Source organism: Streptomyces sp. NPDC058470, assembly GCF_042721055.1.
Taxonomy (GTDB): Bacteria; Actinomycetota; Actinomycetes; order Streptomycetales; family Streptomycetaceae; genus Streptomyces.
Window position 1 is genome coordinate 1 of sequence record NZ_JBHXMF010000017.1, and the last position, 19,191, is coordinate 19,191.

14 protein-coding genes are annotated in these 19,191 nt (G+C 70.1%); 3 read left to right on the top strand and 11 right to left on the bottom strand.

Annotated features, from left to right (window positions below; translation table 11 throughout):
• Positions 1 to 187: 187 nt before the first annotated feature.
• From ACFWP7_RS14710 to ACFWP7_RS14720, 3 genes are all read right to left on the bottom strand, one after another.
• A complete protein-coding gene (locus ACFWP7_RS14710; protein ID WP_384381317.1) occupies positions 188 to 1,111 on the bottom strand; it encodes an FkbM family methyltransferase in 924 nt (307 codons plus the stop codon).
• A 107-nt stretch (positions 1,112 to 1,218) separates the two neighbouring features.
• Entirely contained in the window at positions 1,219 to 1,410 is a 192-nt protein-coding gene (locus ACFWP7_RS14715) for a ferredoxin (RefSeq protein WP_384381319.1), read from the bottom strand.
• 153 nt (positions 1,411 to 1,563) lie between these two features.
• Complete coding sequence (locus ACFWP7_RS14720) at positions 1,564 to 2,784, bottom strand: amidohydrolase family protein (protein WP_384381321.1); 1,221 nt, start codon at positions 2,782 to 2,784, stop codon at positions 1,564 to 1,566.
• 330 nt (positions 2,785 to 3,114) lie between these two features.
• Between ACFWP7_RS14720 and ACFWP7_RS14725 the strand changes: the two genes are divergently transcribed.
• Positions 3,115 to 4,533 carry a condensation domain-containing protein gene (locus tag ACFWP7_RS14725; RefSeq protein ID WP_384381323.1) on the top strand — a complete coding sequence of 473 codons (1,419 nt, stop codon included), beginning with the start codon at positions 3,115 to 3,117 and terminating at the stop codon, positions 4,531 to 4,533.
• 323 nt (positions 4,534 to 4,856) lie between these two features.
• Positions 4,857 to 6,782 carry an NAD-binding protein gene (locus ACFWP7_RS14730; RefSeq protein ID WP_384381325.1) on the top strand — a complete coding sequence of 642 codons (1,926 nt, stop codon included), beginning with the start codon at positions 4,857 to 4,859 and terminating at the stop codon, positions 6,780 to 6,782.
• A 185-nt stretch (positions 6,783 to 6,967) separates the two neighbouring features.
• Here ACFWP7_RS14730 and ACFWP7_RS14735 read toward each other — a convergent pair whose 3' ends face one another.
• A complete protein-coding gene (locus ACFWP7_RS14735) occupies positions 6,968 to 8,812 on the bottom strand; it encodes a prolyl oligopeptidase family serine peptidase (protein ID WP_384381327.1) in 1,845 nt (614 codons plus the stop codon).
• A 146-nt stretch (positions 8,813 to 8,958) separates the two neighbouring features.
• On the opposite strand from ACFWP7_RS14735, the gene ACFWP7_RS14740 reads away from it, so the two are divergent.
• The gene (locus tag ACFWP7_RS14740; RefSeq protein WP_384381329.1) at positions 8,959 to 9,783 is read left to right on the top strand and encodes an SURF1 family protein; all 825 of its coding nucleotides are present in this window, start codon (positions 8,959 to 8,961) and stop codon (positions 9,781 to 9,783) included.
• An 87-nt stretch (positions 9,784 to 9,870) separates the two neighbouring features.
• Here the strand turns inward: ACFWP7_RS14740 and ACFWP7_RS14745 are convergent, their stop codons facing one another.
• The 7 genes from ACFWP7_RS14745 to ACFWP7_RS14775 form a co-directional block, all read right to left on the bottom strand.
• A complete protein-coding gene (locus ACFWP7_RS14745) occupies positions 9,871 to 11,022 on the bottom strand; it encodes a hypothetical protein (protein ID WP_384381331.1) in 1,152 nt (383 codons plus the stop codon).
• Positions 11,023 to 11,105: 83 nt separating this feature from the next.
• On the bottom strand, positions 11,106 to 11,774 hold the full coding sequence (locus tag ACFWP7_RS14750; protein ID WP_384381333.1) for a SigE family RNA polymerase sigma factor: 669 nt from the start codon (positions 11,772 to 11,774) through the stop codon (positions 11,106 to 11,108).
• Between the two features lie 550 nt (positions 11,775 to 12,324).
• A complete protein-coding gene (locus ACFWP7_RS14755) occupies positions 12,325 to 13,413 on the bottom strand; it encodes an aspartate-semialdehyde dehydrogenase (RefSeq protein WP_384381335.1) in 1,089 nt (362 codons plus the stop codon).
• 49 nt (positions 13,414 to 13,462) lie between these two features.
• Positions 13,463 to 14,740 (bottom strand): aspartate kinase, encoded by a 1,278-nt coding sequence (locus ACFWP7_RS14760; RefSeq protein WP_384381337.1) that lies wholly within the window; start codon positions 14,738 to 14,740, stop codon positions 13,463 to 13,465.
• Positions 14,741 to 15,612: 872 nt separating this feature from the next.
• Entirely contained in the window at positions 15,613 to 16,116 is a 504-nt protein-coding gene (locus tag ACFWP7_RS14765) for an SgcJ/EcaC family oxidoreductase (RefSeq protein ID WP_384381340.1), read from the bottom strand.
• Between the two features lie 391 nt (positions 16,117 to 16,507).
• A complete protein-coding gene (locus ACFWP7_RS14770) occupies positions 16,508 to 18,703 on the bottom strand; it encodes a tetratricopeptide repeat protein (protein WP_384381342.1) in 2,196 nt (731 codons plus the stop codon).
• Positions 18,700 to 19,104, bottom strand: coding sequence for a hypothetical protein (locus ACFWP7_RS14775; RefSeq protein ID WP_384381343.1), 405 nt, complete (start codon positions 19,102 to 19,104; stop codon positions 18,700 to 18,702). Before ACFWP7_RS14775 ends, ACFWP7_RS14770 begins: the two co-directional genes overlap by 4 nt.
• Positions 19,105 to 19,191: the final 87 nt, after the last annotated feature.

Genomic DNA, 19,191 nt, shown 5'->3' on the forward strand with positions numbered 1-19,191 from the left:
TTTGAGGACGAGGCCGTCCAGGCCGAAGCGGGGGTCTGGGGGCGGCAGCCCCCAGAAACAAGGGACGGGCAGGGGCGGAGGGGGCGAAAACAGCCCTGCCCGGACCCCGACGACGACACAGCCGCACGGATCCGGACCCAGGCCACCGCCGCCTACGACCTCACCGTCGACGCAAGGCCCCCGACCCTCAGCCCAGCACCTCGACATCGCGCCTGGAGAAGACCAAGTCGCTCTCGCCGAGCAGCGGCCCCCGATGCCGCACCGGAGCACGCGGCGTGCCGCTCAGCGCACGCGGGTAGCTGTGCGAGGCGTAGTCGTTCTCCATCCGGTACACGTGGAAGCCGGCGCCGACCATCGTCTTCATCAACTCATCGGCCGAGTCGCCGAGTTGAGCCATCCGGTCGGGCGTGACCTCGATCGAGATCTCCGCGTCCGGCCGAAGCTTGTCCAGGAGGGGCGCCAGGCCGCGGACGACCTTTCCTTCCGCGCCCTCCACGTCGATCTTGATCACCCGGGCCCTGGCGACCTCTGAGGGATCAAGCAACTCGGGCAGCGGACGTGCCTCGATCTCGAACGTGGATTCCGCCGGGCCGTCGTAGGGAACGATGCTGTTCGCTCCCATGTTGCGCGAGCTCGCCAGCACGAACGTCAGCGTCCGGCGGCTGTCCGAGACCCCGGCGTTGACCGCGCGAAGGTTGCGGCACCCGTTGAGCCGGGACTCCTGCAACAGCCGTTGGTGGAACACCGGCGAGGCCTCGATCGCGACCACCTGGCCCTCCTCGCCCACGAGTTGCGAGGCCAGCACGCTGAACACACCGATGTTGGCTCCGACATCGATGAAACCGTCCCCCGGCTCCAACCGGCTCTGGAGCCAGCTCGTCAGGTGCGGCTCCCACACCCCGAACAGATACAGATACCGCTGGATCAGATCCTGGGTGTCCACGGCGAACCGGGCGCCGAAGCGCGTCTCGACGACCCTGCGGCGCGGATGCTCCCTCAGGTGGGGGTTGAGGAGGCGCGCGGCCAGGAACGCCTTGCCGAACGAGCCCGGGGCGCCACGCACGTACCCGCGACCGAGGGTGACCAGGGCCTCCGAAATGGGACTGCTCATCCGCTCGCCTCTCCGCAGGTCCGGCGGAAACCGTAGCGCGCCGATCCTCCGAGGTCCCGGCGGAGCCCGGTGCCCCGGATCACCGGCGGAGCCCGGTGCCCCAGCTCCTACTCAGTTATCACGATGGCCTGGGACGGACACCAGTCGGCCGCCTCCCGGACCTGCGGATCGTCGCCGCTGTCCTCGCGGCCCGGCAGGACGGAGCCGTAACCGGGGTCCACGAGGGCGAAGACGGAGGGGACTCGGTGGGCACAGTCGCCGGAGCCGTAGCAGACGTCGCGGTCGACGGAGACCTTCATTCGTACTCCAGTTGCCAGGGGGCGCCGTCCCTGGGAGCGGGCCGACGAGCCGGTCGGAAGCCGGCGGACTTCCGGCTTCCCCACTTGACTGCCCGCCGGGCAATTGACTGAATCGGCCGGGCAATCAACTGAATCGACGGCGCGCCCCGCCGTCTACCTGCCCTGGTCAAACGGAAGTTGCAGCATCCGGATCGCGTTGCCCCGCAACAGCTTGTACGTCACCTCTGCGGAGAGCCCGGCCACATGGTCCGCCGCCACCTCCTTCGTGTGCGGCCAGGTCGAGTCGACGTGCGGATAGTCCGTCTCGAAGGTCGCGTTGTCCACGCCCACGGTCTCGATGGACGCGATGCCGTGCTTGTCGCGGAAGAAGCAGCAGAAGATCTGCCGGTAGTAGTACGTCGAGGGAGGCTCCGGGATCAGGTCCTTCACCCCGCCCCACGCCCGGTGCTCCTCCCACACGTCGTCGGCGCGCTCCAGGGCGTACGGGATCCAGCCCATCTGACCCTCGCTGTACGCCAGTTTGAGGCGGGGGAACTTCACCAGGACCCCGGAGAAGAGGAAGTCCATCATCGACGCCATGGCGTTGTTGAAGCTCAGCGAGGCCTGGACGGCCGGCGGTGCGTCCGGTGACGCCGCCGGCATCTGGGACGACGAGCCGATGTGCATGTTGACCACGGTCCCGGTCTCCTCGCACACCGCGAAGAACGGGTCCCAGTAGCCGGAGTGGATCGACGGAAGCCCCAGGTACGTCGGGATCTCGCTGAAGGTCACCGCCCGCACGCCACGGGCCGCGTTGCGCCTGATCTCGGCGACCGCGAGGTCGATGTCCCACAGCGGGATGAGGCAGAGCGGGATCAGCCGCCCTCCGCTGTCGCCGCACCACTCCTCGACCATCCAGTCGTTGTAGGCACGGACACACGCGAGCGCGACCTCCTTGTCCTTGGCCTCCGCGAAGGTCTGCCCGCAGAACCGCGGGAAGGTCGGAAAGCAGAGCGAGGCCTCCACATGATTGAGGTCCATGTCCTCCAGGCGCGCCTTCGGGTCCCAGCAGCCGCGCCGCATCTGCTCGCGCGTGATGCCGTCGAGGGTCATCTCGTCCCGCGAGAAGCCGACGGCCGCGATGATGCGTTTGTACGGGAAGACCTCGCCCTCGTACCTCCACCAGTCGGTCATCTGGCCCTTCGGGTCCGTGGTGAACCGGTACTTCCCGCCGACGTACTGAAGGTCACCGATACCGGCGGTGAAGGGCTGCGGCCCCAGGTCGCGGTACTTGCCCGGGAGCCATGTCTCGAAGAGGTGCGCGGGCTCGATCACGTGGTCGTCCACGCTGATGACCCTGGGAAGGTCCCCGGTGCCGCTCTCGGTACTGACCACGTCCTACCCCCTGCTGCCTGTCCCTGCCCGTCGAATCCTCGACTCGAATCCGGCAAATCTGACGGTCCATCAGATTCGCGAATCCAGGCTAGGCGACCACTCCCCCGACAGCAAGAGCAAGGGCCCACGCCCCCACACGGCTCTGATCTCCTCGCGCCCCCACCCGGCTCGGGCCCTCTCAACGCCCTCTCCATATCCACTGGTCAGCCCGCCCGTTCACCTCCCGCTCGGCCACGGCGTTTCTTTCCGATCATCCGAATCGTTGGTCCAGTCGTGTCCGCCCCTCCACTGACCTGTCAGCATCCCGAGGGCATGCGAACGGAGAGCTCTGTGCGATTGACCGACATCCAGCGTTGCGAGATCCGGCCCGGATGTCTCGTGGAGTGGACCTTGCATCCGAAGGCCGTCGAGACAGCGGCCGAACTGCCGGAGGACGGCCGACCACCCGCGTACGTGCAGGAGTCGCATGTCCGGACGGCGCGAACGGTGCGGGAGGACGGATTGTTCGTGCCCACCTGGCTGGGCACCGCGTTCGACATCCCGGGAAAGGTCGACCTCGACGTACTCCAACACGCCTTGAGGGACTGGACCCTTCGGCACGAGACGCTGCGCAGTGGGTTCCGCTGGGTCGGCGACGACATGCGCCGGTTCACGCTGGACGCCGACGCGGTCGCCCTGCACCGCGAGGACGTCGGCGACTTCGCCGAAGCGGCCACGCTGACCCGGTATCTGCAGGACCGTTTCGACGTCGCGGCCGACGCGCTCAGCTGGCCGAACTTCATCTACACCGCGGTCGTACGGGAGGACGACGCGAGCGTCTACATGGCGTTCGACCACAGCAACGTCGACGCGTACTCGCTCCAACGCATCGCCGCCGAGATCCACGAACTCTACGAAGCCGGCCTCGAAGGCCGCGCGTTGGACACGGCACCGGTCGCCAGTTACGTCGACTTCTGCGCGATCGAGCGCGCGCAGGCCGACCGGATCGACGACACGCACGCGATCGTCGCCCGCTGGCGGGAGTTCATCGCCCAGTGCGACGGGAAACTGCCCGGCTTCCCCGTCGACCTCGGACTCGATCCCGAAGGGCCCTTGCCCGCACAGAAGTTCATGCACGAGATGATGGCGGACGACGCGGACGCGGCGGCCTTCGAGGCGTACTGCAGGCCGTACGGCGGCAGCCTGGTCGGCATCCTCGCGGCCACCGCCCTCATCGTCCGCGAGATCGGCGGGCAGGACGTGTACCGCACCGTCGTGCCGTTCCACACCCGGGCGAAGTCCACGTGGTCGGACTCGATGGGCTGGTACGTGGGCGGTGCGCCGATCGAGATTCCGGTGGCCCGCGCGACGGACTTCGACAGCGCGCTGAGGATGGTCCGCGCCGCACTGCGGGAGAGCCGGCCGCTGTCGCGGATGCCCATCGCCCGCGTGCTCCGCCTGCTGGGCTCCGACTTCCGGCCCACCTCCCCCGACCTGTACTCGATCGTCTCGCTCGTCGACTCGCGCGCCACCCCGGGCTCGGAGCGGTGGCAGGAGCTGAAGGCGTACGGGCTGATCCGGATCTCCTACGGCGACCAGGTGTGCGTCTGGCTCACCCGGGTCCACGAGGGTCTCCAGTTCGCCAGCCGCTACCCGGCCACCGACATCGCGTACAAGAACATGCGGCTCTACGCCGAGGGGCTGCGGGAGTACATCGTCTCCGTCGCGGGCGGCCGGGAGCAGGAGTTGACTGCCCGCGCCCGGGTCTGAGGTACGGGGACAGCCGCCACCGGACCGCTCCTCGTCGGTACGTCCGTCACAGACCTGCCGCGTCCACCACAGCACCCGGGACGACGAACCTGAAGCCCGTCGCCGTACGCGTACCGCCCTCGGCATGCCGCGTTGGTGTCGCCCCTTCTGTGCGGGTCGTCGTCGGCAGGCCTGGTGGAACCGCTCGTACAGGTGAGGCAGTCTTCTCTCCCGTGGTGAACCTTCCGTCTCAGAGCGCATCGAACGCATCGAACGCACCGGGCACATCGCGTCCCTCGGGCTCGTCGGGCTCGTCGGGCTCGTCAACTGACGTCACCGCGCACATGATCGTGTCCGGGGACGACGCCCTGGCGCACCGGTTGGCCGCCGAACTGCGCGGGGTGTACGGGGAGCAGGTGACCCTGGTCGTGCCGCCCGCCCATCGCAGCGTGCTTCCGCCGGTGGTGGGGCGGACGCGGGCCACCGCGCTGTTCGACCGGGTGTCCGCGGCGGTGAACCGGGCCGCCGGGAACGGCGATCCGGCGAACGCCCGGGCGGCCGAACCCCCGGGCACCGAGCGTGTGTTGGAGGCCGCCGAGCTCACCGAGGCGGTGCTCTCCGACGCGGGAGTCGAGCGGGCCGCCGCGCTGGCGCTGGTCCATGACGACGACGAGACGAACATCCGGGCCGCGCTCACCGCCCGGCGGCTCAACCCCCGGATCCGACTGGTCCTGCGCCTCTACAACCGGCGCCTCGGCCAGCACATCGAGGCCCTCCTCGACCAGGCCTCGGCACTGGCCGCCGCCGGCGAGGGCGGGGACACCGGCGGGTTCGACGCGTCCACCACTGTCCTGTCCGACGCCGACACCGCCGCGCCCGCACTGGCCGCGACCGCCGTGGCCGGCACCAGCAAGGTCGTCCAGACCGACGGGCTGATGCTGCGCGCGGTGGAACGCCCGCCGCCCGCTCCCGGAGAGGTCGCCGACCCCGGGCTGTGCACACTGGCGCTGCTGTCCGCCACCGCCAGCGATCCCGCGGGCGCCGACGGGTCCGAGAGCAGTGGCGCGCAGGGGCCCCGGCTGCTGCCCGACGAGAGTGCGATCGCCGCCGCCACCGGGCGTGGCACGGTCGTACTGGAGACCGTCTCGTACTCCGGGCCCTCCTCGTCACCGGGACGCAGCGTCGTGCCCTTCGGCTCGCTGATGTCGCGGCGGCTGCGGTGGTCGTTCGCGGGGCTCGTGGCGTGTGTGATCGGCCTCGCGGTCGCGTCGATGTTCGTCACCGGGGAGCATCCGCTGCGTGCCACGTATCTGACACTGCTCGATCTCTTCGGCATCAACGACCCCGCGATCGGGCGGCCGATGGGTGAGCAGGTCCTTCAACTGCTTTCCGGGCTCGTCGGGTTGCTGCTCCTTCCGGTGCTCCTCGCCGCCGTCCTTGAGGCGCTCGGCACCTTCCGCAGTGGGTCCGCGCTGCGGAGACCGCCGCGCGGTCTCTCCGGGCACGTGGTGCTGCTCGGGGTCGGCAAGATCGGCACGCGCGTGCTGGCGCGCCTGCGTGAGCTGCACATTCCTGTCGTCTGCGTCGAGGCCGATCCCGAGGCGCGGGGGCTGGCGCTGGCCCGACGCTTGCGGGTGCCTGTGGTACTCGGTGACGTGACGCAGGAAGGGGTACTGGAGGCCGCCAAGATCCATCGGGCCCACGCGCTGCTGGCGTTGACCAGCGCGGACACGACGAATCTGGAGGCCGCGTTGTACGCCCGGACCGTGCGGCCCGATCTGCGGGTGGTGCTTCGGCTGTACGACGACGACTTCGCGACCGCCGTGTACCGGACGCTGCGGGCCGCGCATCCGGGTGCTCTCACTCGGAGCCGGAGTGTGTCCCATCTGGCGGCGCCCGCGTTCGCCGGGGCGATGATGGGGCGGCAGATTCTCGGCGCGATTCCGGTGGAGCGGCGGGTGTTGCTGTTCGCGGCGCTGGATGTGGGCGGGCATGCGCAGTTGGAGGGGCGGACGGTGGGGGAGGCGTTTCGGGCGGGGGCGTGGCGGGTGCTCGCGCTGGACACCGACCCGCCCGCGTCGTCCGCCAGGCCCGCGTCGTCCGCCAGGTCCCCGTCGTCGCCGAGGTCCCCTCGGTCGTCTTCTGGGCTGGTGTGGGACCTTCCCTCCACGTACGTGCTGCGAGCTGAGGATCGGGTGGTGTTGGCGGCGACGCGGCGGGGGCTGGCGGAGTTGCTGGGGAGGCGGGCTCGGGAGCGGGCGGGGGCATGAGGGGGGTGGGGCTGGTTTGTTCGCCCCCTCCGCCCCAGACCCCGCTCCTCAAACGCCGGAGGGGCTGGATTTAGCCCGTCCGGCGTTTGAGGACGAGGCCGTCCAGGCCGACAGCGGGGGCCTGGGGGCGGCAGCCCCCAGAACCAAGGGACAGGAAGGGGCGGAGGGGGCGAAGAATCCGCCCGCTACCCGCCGAGGTGCCGCTCCGCGAAGTCCAGTTCCAGCCGGACCTGCTTGATGCGTTCGTCCACGACCAGGGACCCGTGGCCCGCGTCGTAGCGGTACACCTCGTGGACGGCGTCGCGAGCGGTGAGACGGTCGACGTAGTTCTCGACCTGGCGGATGGGGCACCGGGGGTCATTGACCCCGGCCGAGATGTAGACCGGCGCCTTCACCGCGTCGACGTACGTCAGCGGGGACGACGCCGCGAAGCGTTCCGGGACTTCCTCCGGGGTGCCACCGAGGAGGGTACGGTCCATGGCCTTCAGCGCCTCCATCTCGTCGTGGTACGCCGTGACGTAGTCGGCGACCGGCACCGCGGCGATGCCGAGGGTCCAGACGTCCGGCTGGGTGCCCAGGCCGAGAAGCGTGAGGTACCCACCCCAGGAACCGCCGGTGAGGATCAGCCGGTCGGGGTCGGCGAGCCCGGACGTCACCGCCCATTCGCGGACGGCCGCGATGTCCTCCAGTTCGATGAGACCGACGCGGTGCTTGAGCGCGTCCGTCCACTCACGCCCGTACCCGGTGGAACCGCGGTAGTTGACCCGCACCACCGCGTACCCCTGGTCCACCCATGCCGCCGGCCCCGCCGCGAACGAGTCGCTGTCGTGCCAGGTCGGGCCGCCGTGGATGTCGAAGACCGTGGGGAGGGGCCCACTGGCGCCCACCGGCTTCTGGACGAGGGCGTGGACGCGGCCGCCGGGGCCTTCCACCCAGACGTCCTCCACCGGGACGGATCCCGGGGACTTCAGGCCCGGCGGGTCCAGGACCACGGCGCCCGTCGTCGAGCGGACCACCGACGGCTCGGCCGCCGACGACCACAGGTACTCCACCGTTCCGTCCGGCCGGGCCGTCGCCCCCGACACCGAGCCCGGCGGGGTCGGCACGGGGATCAGCTCGTGGGACGCCAGGTCGTACTGCCACAAATCGCTGCGCGCCTCGAAGCTGTGGGCGACGAGCAGCGCGGAGCCGTCCGGATACCACTCGGCGCCCACGTCGCCGGGCAGGTCGAGGGCCAGCTCCGTCTCCTCGCCGGTCGCCACGTCCCACACCAGGGGCTCCCAACGGCCGCGCCGCTGATGCCCGATGAGCAGCCGCGTGTCCCCGTCGACCGGGGCGAAGCCCAGCACCTCCAGGCCCAGCTCGACCGTGCCGCCCTTGGTGTCGTCGAGCTCCGCGACCGCCGAACCGTCCGGGCGCAGCACCCGCAGCGCCGAATGCATCGCGTCACCGTGCTCGGTGTGCTCGACGGCGATCAGCGAGCCGTCGTGCGAGAGGTCGCCGACGCCCGCGGACTCGCGGTGGCGGTAGATCTCCACAGGGTCCTCGCCGGCCCTGGCCACATGGATCGTCGAGCCGTCCTCGTCGGTGGAACGCCCCACGACAGCCGTACGCCCGTCCCGGCCGATCGCGAGTCCCCCGGGGTAGGAGGGCTCAAGGCCCGGGGCCGCGGGCTCGTCGGGGCCACCGGAGGCGTCGGAACCGTCGAAGCGCTGGCGGCGCCAGATACCGAACTCGTCGCCGTCCTTGTCGTCGAACCACCAGATCCACTCGCCGTCGGGCGAGAGCACCCCGTCCGTCGTGCCGTTCGCCCGGTCCGTGACCTGGCGCTGCTCCCCCGTCGCCCGGTCCCACGCGTACAGCTCATACGTCCCCGTCGCGTTCGAGACGAACAGCGAGCGGTGCGGTGCGTCCTCCGCCCAGTCCGGCAGCGACACCCGCGGCGCCCTGAAGCGCTTCTCCCAGTCCGGCATGGATCCGTCCTGCGCTGCGGTCGCTTTCCCCTGGAGGGGCCCGTTGCTCTCAGTCATGGCCCCATAGTGCCTGCCCCACCCGGCAATCCGCTGCCGGGGTCCCCAGCCTGTGGATAACTTCCCGGCATCGTGGACGCCGTCCTGCGAAACGGCGCCGTACCCCGACGCCCGGCCCCGCCCGGCGGCCCCGTACCTTTGAAGGCGTGTACCGGTTTCTGCTCACACCCCGCTGGTGGGGGATCAACGTCTTCGTGCTGTTGGCCATCCCCTTCTGCATCTTCATGGGCTCTTGGCAGTTGGGGCGGTTCGAGGACCGGGTGCAGAGCAGCAGGGACGCGGACAAGCAGGTCGAGGCGGCGAAGACGGAGGCGCCGCGGCCGCTGGCCGAGCTGCTCCCCGTGGACAAGAGCACGTCCGGCAACCAGGCCATCGCGACCGGCCGCTACGCCGACCAACTGCTCGTGCCGGACCGCGACGTGGACGACAAGCAGGGCTTCTACGTACTGACACTGCTGCGGACCGACGACGGCAGGGCGCTGCCCGTCGTCCGGGGCTGGCTGCCCGGCGAAGCGGACCCGGCGAAGGCCCCGGCCCCGCCGAGCGGCGAGATCACGGTGACGGGCGCGCTCCAGGCGTCCGAGAGCCCGGGGTCGAACGGGGTGAGTGCCGTCGGCGGGCTGCCCGAGGGCCAGACCGGCGCGATCAGCGCGGCGTCGCTGGTGAACCTGGTGCCGTACAAGGTGTACGACGCGTGGATCACCCTCGACAAGGCCGACAGCGGGATGACGGCCGTGCCCGCGACCGCCCCGCAGGACACCGGCCTGGACCTGAAGGCGTTCCAAAACCTCGGCTACACCGGTGAGTGGTTCGTCTTCGCGGGCTTCGTGCTCTTCATGTGGTTCCGGCTGCTGCGCCGCGAGGCGGAGTTCGCGCGGGACTCGGAACTGGGCCTGCTCCCGGACCCGGACCGGGATGTCCCGGCCGAGGAGCCGGTACCGGACGCCACCGCCCGTACACCGGTCTCGTAGACCTTCCCCGGTCCACAGTTGCACCGGTCTCGTAGGCCCGCCTCAGCCCCGGTCCTCAGCCCTTCGCGAAGACCCGTGGGAGCCGGTTCAGGTCCCCCCGGCCGCCAGCACCCCCGTGCGGTACACCGTGCCCGCGCACGCGTTGGAGATCGTCGTGGCCGCCGTGGCCGTACCCGTCTGATCCGTGTGCGAGACGGTGACGCTGCCGTCGGTCGCCCCGTCCTCCGTGACCATCTGCGTCGAGGCGCCGCCGGAGTCCGTGGAGGTGCCGCCGGTGGTGCCGTCGCCCGTCGGGCTCGGGTCCGGCGAGGGCTCGCTGGTGATCGGACAGGTCTCCGAGGGCACCCAGGCGAACCTCACGACGTACGAGGTGCCCGGCTGAAGTACCAGCGAGGTGACCTCCGTGGAGGGGTCGGGCAGGCCGGTGGCCGCGTCGCCCGTCACGTGGTTCACCACGCTGACCTTGGCGGCGTCCGCCGCGCCCTGCGTGACGGTGCCCACGCTGCCCGCGCCGCTGACCGCGCACGCCGTGGTGGAGACGTTCGAGACGGCGAAGGAGCCGTAGACCGTGCCGGTGGAGTCCGGGTCGCCGAGGGCGCTGGTGGCCCCGCCGAGTTGGGCCGCGGTGCACAGGGGCGCGCTCATCGTCGAGGGCACCGTCTCGTCGGCGCCCCCGGTGCTAGCCCCGCTCCCCGCGTCCTTGCTCGCCTCCGGCGTGCTCGTCGTGCCTCCTTTGCCCGGGTCCGTGACCCTGCCGGAGGAACCGCCCACCGCACGTTCCCCCCCGTCCGCGGTCTTGCCCTCGCCGGAGCCGCCCTGCGTCTGCGAGCTACTGCCCGCGATGTGCGGATTGTCGTTCGATCCCGAAGCGTTCGAGACGTGCAGCAGAGCCGGCACCGCGGTGCCGATGAAGAGCGCGGCGGCCGCCATGCCGACCACGGCCTGGCGCTTGCGAGCTCGCCTGACCGGCACCGCACGGCGCAGGTGATCAAGGGTTCCGTCGGTGGGCTCGATCTCCTGAACGGCCTGGCGCAGCAACAGCCGCAGCACCTGCTCGTCCGAACCGAACCCTTCGAGGTCCTGTCCGTCGGAGCCAAGTCCTCCGGAGGCGGGTCCGTCAGGACCGAGCCCTCCCGAGCCCAGACCCGCCGAGCCCAGTCCCGCCGAGCTCTGTCCCGCCGAGCCCCGTTCCTCCGGGCCGACTCCGTCGCGGCCATGTGCTTCGGGGCCGTGATTCACAATTCCGTTCCCAGCATGCGATTGCTTGTGCTTGTCCTCGGGGCGCCGGGGTTCCCCGGGACGCCATTGCTCGTCGTACCCACTCATACCGGCGCCTCCATGGCGACACGGAGCGCCGCTATACCGCGCGAGCCGTACGCCTTGACCGATCCCAGCGACACCCCGAGCGTCTCGGCGACCTGGGCCTCGGTCATGTCGGCGAAGTAGCGCAGGACAAGGACCTCGCGCTGGCGGCGCTGGAGTCCCTTCATCGCCTTGATCAGCGCGTCGCGCTCCAACTGGTCGTAGGCGCCTTCCTCGGCGCTCGCCATGTCGGGCATCGGCTTGGAGAGGAGCTTGAGACCGAGGATGCGCCGACGCAAGGCGGAACGCGAAAGGTTCACCACGGTCTGACGCAGGTACGCGAGCGTCTTTTCCGGGTCGCGGACGCGTTTGCGCGCCGAGTGCACCCGGATGAAGGCCTCCTGGACGACGTCCTCGCAGGAGGCGGTGTCGTCGAGCAGGAGTGCCGCGAGACCCAGGAGCGAGCGGTAGTGCGCGCGGTAGGTCTCGGTCAGATGGTCGACGGTGGTTCCGGCGGCCGTGCTGTCCTCGGCGCCGTCGCGCTGGTCCGGAATGCGGGTGGGCCGCGCTGAAGGCATGGGCGCGATCACCGGCATGCCACCGGGCGCACCGGGACTACGGAGTCGGCGGGGCGGACGCAGGGCGCTGCCCCTTGTCTGTACCGCTGTGAAATCGAGTACCTCTGCCACGCCAGTTGGACACGCGTCCCCCCGCCAGGGTTGTACGCATCAGGCGTCGCGTTTGCGTCAGGCACCCCTTTTGACAATGCGTCAAATGCCCTCATGCGACCAGCTCATCCCCTATGTCCCGTTTTACCGCGACGTCCGACCACCCCTGAACGGCGACCGCAAAGACGCTCCCCGCCCTCCGCACGGTTGCGGAGGACGGGGAGGAAAATCTTCGAACGACTTGATGACTCGTTTCAAGTGGTGTGGACCATTACCCTCACCACACATCCGGCCGACCGCACCGGCCACACGAACACCGGGAAGCCCCTCCGGACCCACCGACCACCTGAAGACCGAGACGCCCGCACAGACCCACCGACCACCTGAAGGCCGGAGTTTCCGTCCAGACCCACCGGTCACCTGAAGACCGGCGCGTCCATCCAGACCCACCGGTCACCTGAAGACCGGCGCGCCCATCCGATGCTCGCACCACGCATCTGACACAGATCCTACAAACGAATCCTTCTGTCGCCACCAGGATTCCGACTTTCGGACACTCCGAACGCAGAACTCAGGCCCGCGTGATCTCCGCCGCCACGAGCTCCGCGATCTGTGCCGTGTTCAATGCAGCACCTTTGCGCAGGTTGTCCCCGCAGACAAACAGTTCAAGTGCCGTCGAATCGTCCAGCGAGCGGCGTACCCGTCCGACCCAGGTCGGGTCCGTGCCCACCACGTCGACGGGCGTGGGGAATTCACCGGCGGCCGGGTTGTCGAACAGCACGACGCCGGGCGCGGTGGCGAGGATCTCCCGCGCCTTGGCGACGGTGACCTCACTCTGGAAGCGGGCGTGGACGGTGAGGGAGTGCGTGGTGACGACGGGGACGCGTACGCAGGTCACGGCGACGGGAAGCGTGGGGAGCCCGAGGATCTTGCGGGACTCGTTGCGTACCTTCATCTCCTCCGAGGAGAAACCGTCCTCGGCGAGGGACCCGGCCCACGGCACCACGTTCAGCGCCACCGGCTCCGGGAACGGCCCGGTGTTGTCCCCGACCGCACGCCGTACGTCACCGGGTTTGGTCCCCAGTTCCGTACCCGCCACCAGCGACAGTTGCTGGCGCAGGGTGTCGATGCCCGCGCGGCCCGCCCCGCTCACCGCCTGGTAGCTGGACACCACCAGCTCGCGGAGCCCGAACTCGGCGTGCAGCGCGCCGAGGGCCACGATCATGGAGAGGGTCGTGCAGTTCGGGTTGGCGATGATCCCGCGCGGACGGACGCGCGCCGCGTGCGGATTCACTTCCGGTACGACGAGGGGCACGCCCGGGTCCATCCGGAAGGCGCCGGAGTTGTCGACGACGACCACGCCCTTGGCGGCGGCGATCGGCGCCCACCGGGCGGCGACATCGTCCGGTACGTCGAACATGGCGACGTCGACCCCGTCGAAGGCCTCCTCCGTGAGGGCCACGACCTCGACCTCCTCGCCGCGCAGGGCCAGCTTGCGGCCGACCGAGCGCGGGGAGGCGATGAGACGGATCTCGCCCCAGATGTCGGCGTGCTGGGACAGGATCGGGAGCATCACCGTGCCGACGGCTCCGGTCGCACCCACGACCGCGAGCGTCGGCCGTTCGGTCCGCGCCCCGGTATGGGCACCGGTACGGGCCATCAGTGGCCCGTACCTCCGTACGAGTCGCACAAGTCGTACGAGAGGACGGTCATCGTCCGGTGCCTCCGTAGACGACGGCCTCGTCGCTGTCGGAGTCGAGGCCGAAGGCGGAGTGCACGGCGCGCACGGCCTCGTTCACGTCGTCGGCGCGGGTGACGACCGAGATGCGGATCTCGGAGGTCGAGATCAGCTCGATGTTCACGTTGGCCTGGGTCAGGGCCTCGAAGAAGCCGGCCGTGACACCCGGGTTCGTCTTCATACCGGCGCCGACGAGCGAGATCTTGCCGATCTGGTCGTCGTAGCGCAGGGACTCGAAGCCGATGACGTCCTTCGCCTTCTCCAGGGCGTCGATGGCCTTGCGGCCGTCGGTCTTGGGGAGGGTGAAGGAGATGTCGGTGAGGCCGGTGGAGGCCGCGGACACGTTCTGCACGATCATGTCGAGGTTGATCTGGGCGTCGGCGATCGCACGGAAGATCGAGGCGGCCTCGCCGGGCTTGTCCGGGACGCCGACGACCGTGACCTTGGCCTCGGAGGTGTCGTGCGCAACACCCGAGATGATGGCCTGCTCCACCTTCTGGTCCCCTCGCTGAATCGGTTCGCTGCTGACCCAGGTGCCCTGCAGTCCACTGAAGGAGGAGCGCACATGGATCGGGATGTTGTAACGGCGCGCGTATTCCACACAGCGGTGGAGCAGCACCTTGGAGCCGGAGGCGGCGAGCTCCAGCATGTCCTCGAAGGCGATCCAGTCGATCTTCCGGGCCTTCTTGACCACCCGCGGGTCGGCGGTGAACACGCCGTCCACGTCGGTGTAGATCTCGCACACCTCGGCGTCGAGAGCCGCCGCCAGCGCGACGGCGGTCGTGTCCGACCCGCCGCGCCCGAGCGTGGTGATGTCCTTCTTGTCCTGCGAGACGCCCTGGAAGCCGGCGACGATGGCGATGTTGCCCTCGTCGAGCGCCGTACGGATACGGCCCGGCGTGACGTCGATGATCCGCGCTTTGTTGTGGACCGAGTCGGTGATGACACCCGCCTGGCTGCCCGTGAACGACTGGGCGCTGTGGCCCAGGTTCTTGATCGCCATGGCCAGCAGCGCCATGGAGATCCGCTCTCCCGCGGTCAGCAGCATGTCGAACTCCCGCCCGCTGGGCATCGGAGACACCTGCTCGGCGAGATCGATCAGTTCGTCCGTCGTGTCGCCCATCGCGGAAACGACCACGACCACCTGGTGGCCGTTCTTCTTCGCTTCCACGATTCGCTTGGCGACACGCTTGATGCCCTCGGCATCGGCTACGGAGGAACCTCCGTACTTCTGCACGACAAGGCCCACGTGCGCTCCTCGATCAATCCGTCTCTGCACCGCACAACTGCGGTCGGCTCAGTCTAACGAGCGGCCGGAATTCCCCTCCGGGGTATCGCATCGTGAGATGTCCCGCCCACGAAGTGATCACCCGGTCCGTCAGGCCGGCGGAGTCCTCCGGCCGCTCCGCACCGCACCTGCCCGCGGCCGGGACCCACCATTCGGAAAGTGCGCCGCGTCACACCCGAGCGCGCTGCGGCGGAAGTCGGCGGCTTCTTCGTATACGAGGACGTGGAGCAGGCGACTTCCGAGGCGGTACGGGATGGGCCGCTTGGTGAACGGCCTGCTCGTGGCCGCCCGGGCAGCGGCGAAGGTGTCCGCGGCGGAGGTATCCGAGCCGAAGGTGTCCGCGGCCGAGGTATCCGAGCCGAAGATGTCCGTGGCGGAGGTGCTGCCGCTGCGGGAGCTCGTCGAGGAGCGGCCGCACGCGTGGCGGCCGGCCGCCGAGGAGCGCGGGGTCGGGCATCGCGCTGGAAGACAAGTTCGTCGGCCGGCCGGCCGACCGTGTCGGCGAGCCCCGGGCACCTGGAGCAGGTGCTCTCCAACGCCCTGGAGGTGTCCTCCGACGGCACCACGATCACCGTACATACGGGTGTCAGCGGGCCCCGACTCGGTCGAGCCGGCGGTCCTCGACCAGAGCCCCGGCATGTCGGACGCGGACAAGTCCCGCGCCTTCGACCGCTTCTGCCTTCGACCGCTTCTGGCGCGGCCAGGGCCTGACCGGGCGCCGCGGCTCCGGTCTCGGCCTCGCCATCGTCAAACAGCCAATGACCGACGACGGCGGGACCGTGGCCTTGCGTTGCGGAACGCGACCGGAACCGGGAGCGGCCTGTGCGGGGCGGTCAGCTTGCGGCGGGCAGCAGAGAGGAGTGGTGGTTTTCGATCAGCCAGTGGCCGTCCTGCTTCTCGTACTCGAACGTGTAGCGCGCCTCGACAGTGCTCACCACGCCGGTATCGGGATCGGTGAGTTGGAACTCGTAGAGCCCCGTGTCGATGGCCTCGTTGTTGTCGAGAACCTTGATCACGGTCTGGACCTTCGAGGCCACGGGCTTCTTGGCGAGGAAGCTCGTCATGTAGTCGACGATCCCCGCGCGGTCCGTACGGATTTCGGGCGAGAGGGTGGGGAGCAGCACCGCGTCGCTCGCGTATCGGTCGGCGACGATCTCCGGGTCGCCCGTCGCCAGCGCGGCTCTCCAGCCGTCGAAGAGGCCGGCGATCTCCGCCGTGGTGGGCTTGGTGCTCTTCGCCTCAGGGCTGGCCGTGCTGACACCGGCGGTGATGGTGCCCGCGGCGATCAGGGCCGCGGCGGCGGCTATGGCCGCGCGAGTCCGTATGTGACGCATCACAACTCCTGTGCAGGTTAAGTTAGTTGCTCCCGCTTGGTGCCTTCCGGGAGCGGTTTCCACTTTCCTCTCGTGCAGGCAAAGACCCGCCCAGGAAACGATCAGCGCATGGCCAAGACTTCCCGGGGATTCAGCGGGAGTCCCGGCCGGCGCGGCCAATCGTGACGGTCAGCCCACGGGCGGAAGCAGAGCGGAGTGATGGTTCACGGTGAACTCGTAAAGCCCCGTCTCGATGGCGGAGTTGCTGTCGACGTGGGAGGGAGACGAGTTGCTCCGCTGCGCCATGGGAAGAGAGGTGGGTTGCTCCGCTGCTACGGGAGTTGTTCCACCTTCTCCGCGCACTGGTTAGGGGCTGTGCGGCGGACATGCAGGGGACGGCCAGGGTCTGTCCACTTCAGGCGGGAGGTTCGGGGGACGCCGGAGGTGCCGCCGACGGCGCCGGTGGCTCGGGAGGCTCAGCGGGCTGCGGGAAGAGCGACCTGAGCAGCATCCCCGCGAGCGGGCCGTCGCCGAGTGCGCTCTCGATGTCCGCCGCGATGTCCGGTACCAGCGCGTGGGCGCGCGCCTCGTCTCCGGCCGCCCGCAGGAGCACGACCTGCAGAGCACGGGCGTGCAGGGTCGGCATGCCGGTGTCACCGAGGATCCTCCGGTTCACGGCCACGGCCTCCCCGACCAGCCTGAGAGGCTCGTCGATCTCACCGGCCTTCCGCAACGCGAAGAGGAGCTCCATCCTCAGGTCGGAGACGGTGGAATGGTCTTCCCCCAACGTCGCCACCGCACGGGAGAGCTGGTCGGTGAGGGTACGAACGAAGGTGTCCCCCTCCTGTTCCCCTCCCCCTCCCTCTTCCGTTCCCCCTTCCGTTCCCCCTTCCGCTTCCTTGGCGGAGTCCCGCTGGATGGAGTGCAACGTCAGCCGGGCGTCGTGGGTTTCGGGGTGATCCTCACCCAGCACCCGCGCCGCAGCCTCGGCGTTCTCGCGGGCGAGCGTCAGCGCGCGCTCATGGTCGCCGGACGCCGCGAGCATGTCGGCCGTGGCGCCACGAGCCTCGAAGGTCTGCAGGTGATCGGGGCCAAGCGCCCGTTCGCAGTCCGCCAGCACCTGCGTGATCAGGGTGAGAGCCCGGTCCAGCTCCCCCGCGGCCCGATAGCTCAGGGCCAGCCAGCTCCGGGACTCAATGGTCCTCTCGTGGTCCGGTCCGCAAAGACGCAGGGCGGTGTCCGCCGCCCGCTCGCACAGCGCCACCCCACGCACGCCGTGACCGTCCAGCGAGTACTGCAGCCCAGCGGTGCCGTAGAGCTCCGCGGTCACCACGGTGTCCGTCTCCGGTGCGGACCGGGACGCCAGAGCCTCGACGTGCGTCGCCCAGACGCGACGGGAGCCCACCGGCTCGCCGTCCTCCTCGTCCGCCGCCTCCCTGTCCTCCAGCAGCCGTACGGCGATCTCGCGACCGGCCTCGACGAGCCGGGGAGACCGGTGCGCCCCGGTGAGCTCCGGCGTGCGCGCCACCGCCTGCACCAGCCGGTGCACCGAAATCGTGCCGTCGCCGCGCAGCGTGATCATGCTGTGGGCCGCGAGACGCCGGATCGCCTCGGTGACCTGGGGCGGGCTCCCGAGCGGTTCGAGGTACGTACGCGGAATGCCGTCCGGCGCCCACCAGGCCGTGACCAGCAGGATCATCCGGGCCTCGGGGGTGTCACCGAGCCGGTCCAGCGTCATGCGCCAGACCCGGGCCACCGCGCGCTGTGCGTCACCGCCTTCGGCCGTGGCCGCGTACATGTCCGCGGGATAACCGGCGAGCAGCTTCAGGTACTTGCGCGGAGTGATCCCCGCTTCCCGGCAGTACGCGGCGGCCTGGTCGACCGCCAGCGGCAGGCACCCCAGTTCGCGGCACAGCTCCTCGACACCCGCGTTGGGCCCCTGGTGGACGCCCGTGAACAGTTCGACCGCCTCCGCCAGTTCGAGCACGTCGAGGTCCAGCGGCTCGGCGATCCCCCGCCAACTCGTCGCGCTTCGACGGGTGGTGATCAGAAAGCGCCCGCCCGGCACCCGAGCGAGCAGGGGCTGGATGTCGGCAGGGTCGGAGACGTTGTCGAGGACGAGCAGCCAGCCGTCGTTGGCGGCCAGCCATTGGAGGGTACGTTCGCGGAAGGCGTCCTCGGACAGGAGGTCGACCAGGGCGGGCTGAAGAGCACGGCCGAGGGCGGCAAGGCCCGCCTCCACGTCGGTCCGGGACTCGGCGGTGATCCACCAGACCGGGTTGAAGTCCGCCGCCCGGCCGGTCGCCCAGTGCGCGGCCAGCGTGGACTTCCCGATCCCGCCCAGCCCGTGCACGGCATGCACGACCACGCCGCCGGGTGCGCCGAACGACCTGTCCAGCAGGGCGAGTTCACGCGCCCGCCCGACGAACTGCGCACCCCGCGGGGGCACGTTCCGCACCGGAAAGGTGCAGGGCCCCAGCGTGAACGCCTCCGCCGGCAGCACCGTCGCCCGCTCGGCCAGCGTGACGAAGTCCCCGGTCACCACCTGCCCGATGTCCCCGCCCGCGGCAACCGACCGCTCCCCGGACGCCTCCACCGAACCGCCGCTCACGCGTCGCCCGTCGACACGCTGCCGATGTCACCGCCGGCGGAGACGGAACGCTCACCGGAGGCGGTGACGGTCCCGCCGGGGGCCGGTGGCGGACCGGGCATGGCCGGTGGAGTCGCAGCCGCGGTGCCGTTTCCGGTAGCCGCGGATCCAATACTCCCGCCCGCGGCAACGGACCGCTCACCACCAGCGGTCACCGAAGACATGGACGCCGCGGGCGCCGACGACGACGGCATGACCAGCACGTACAACGTGAGCGCAAGCCCCACCAGCCCCGCGGCCCCTCCCGCCACACTCGCCCACGGATCAGCCGCGTCGACGTCGAGCAGACCCCCGACGACCAGTCCCACGGCCCCCGCCGTGCACAGCCCAATCCCGGTCCACAGCACTGCTTTTGAGCTCATACGTCCATGATGACGTGCCGGAGTGCCGAACGTGAGGGGCTGGTGGGGGAAGGTTGCAGGCGAACCTCTCCCGGAACCCACGGGAAG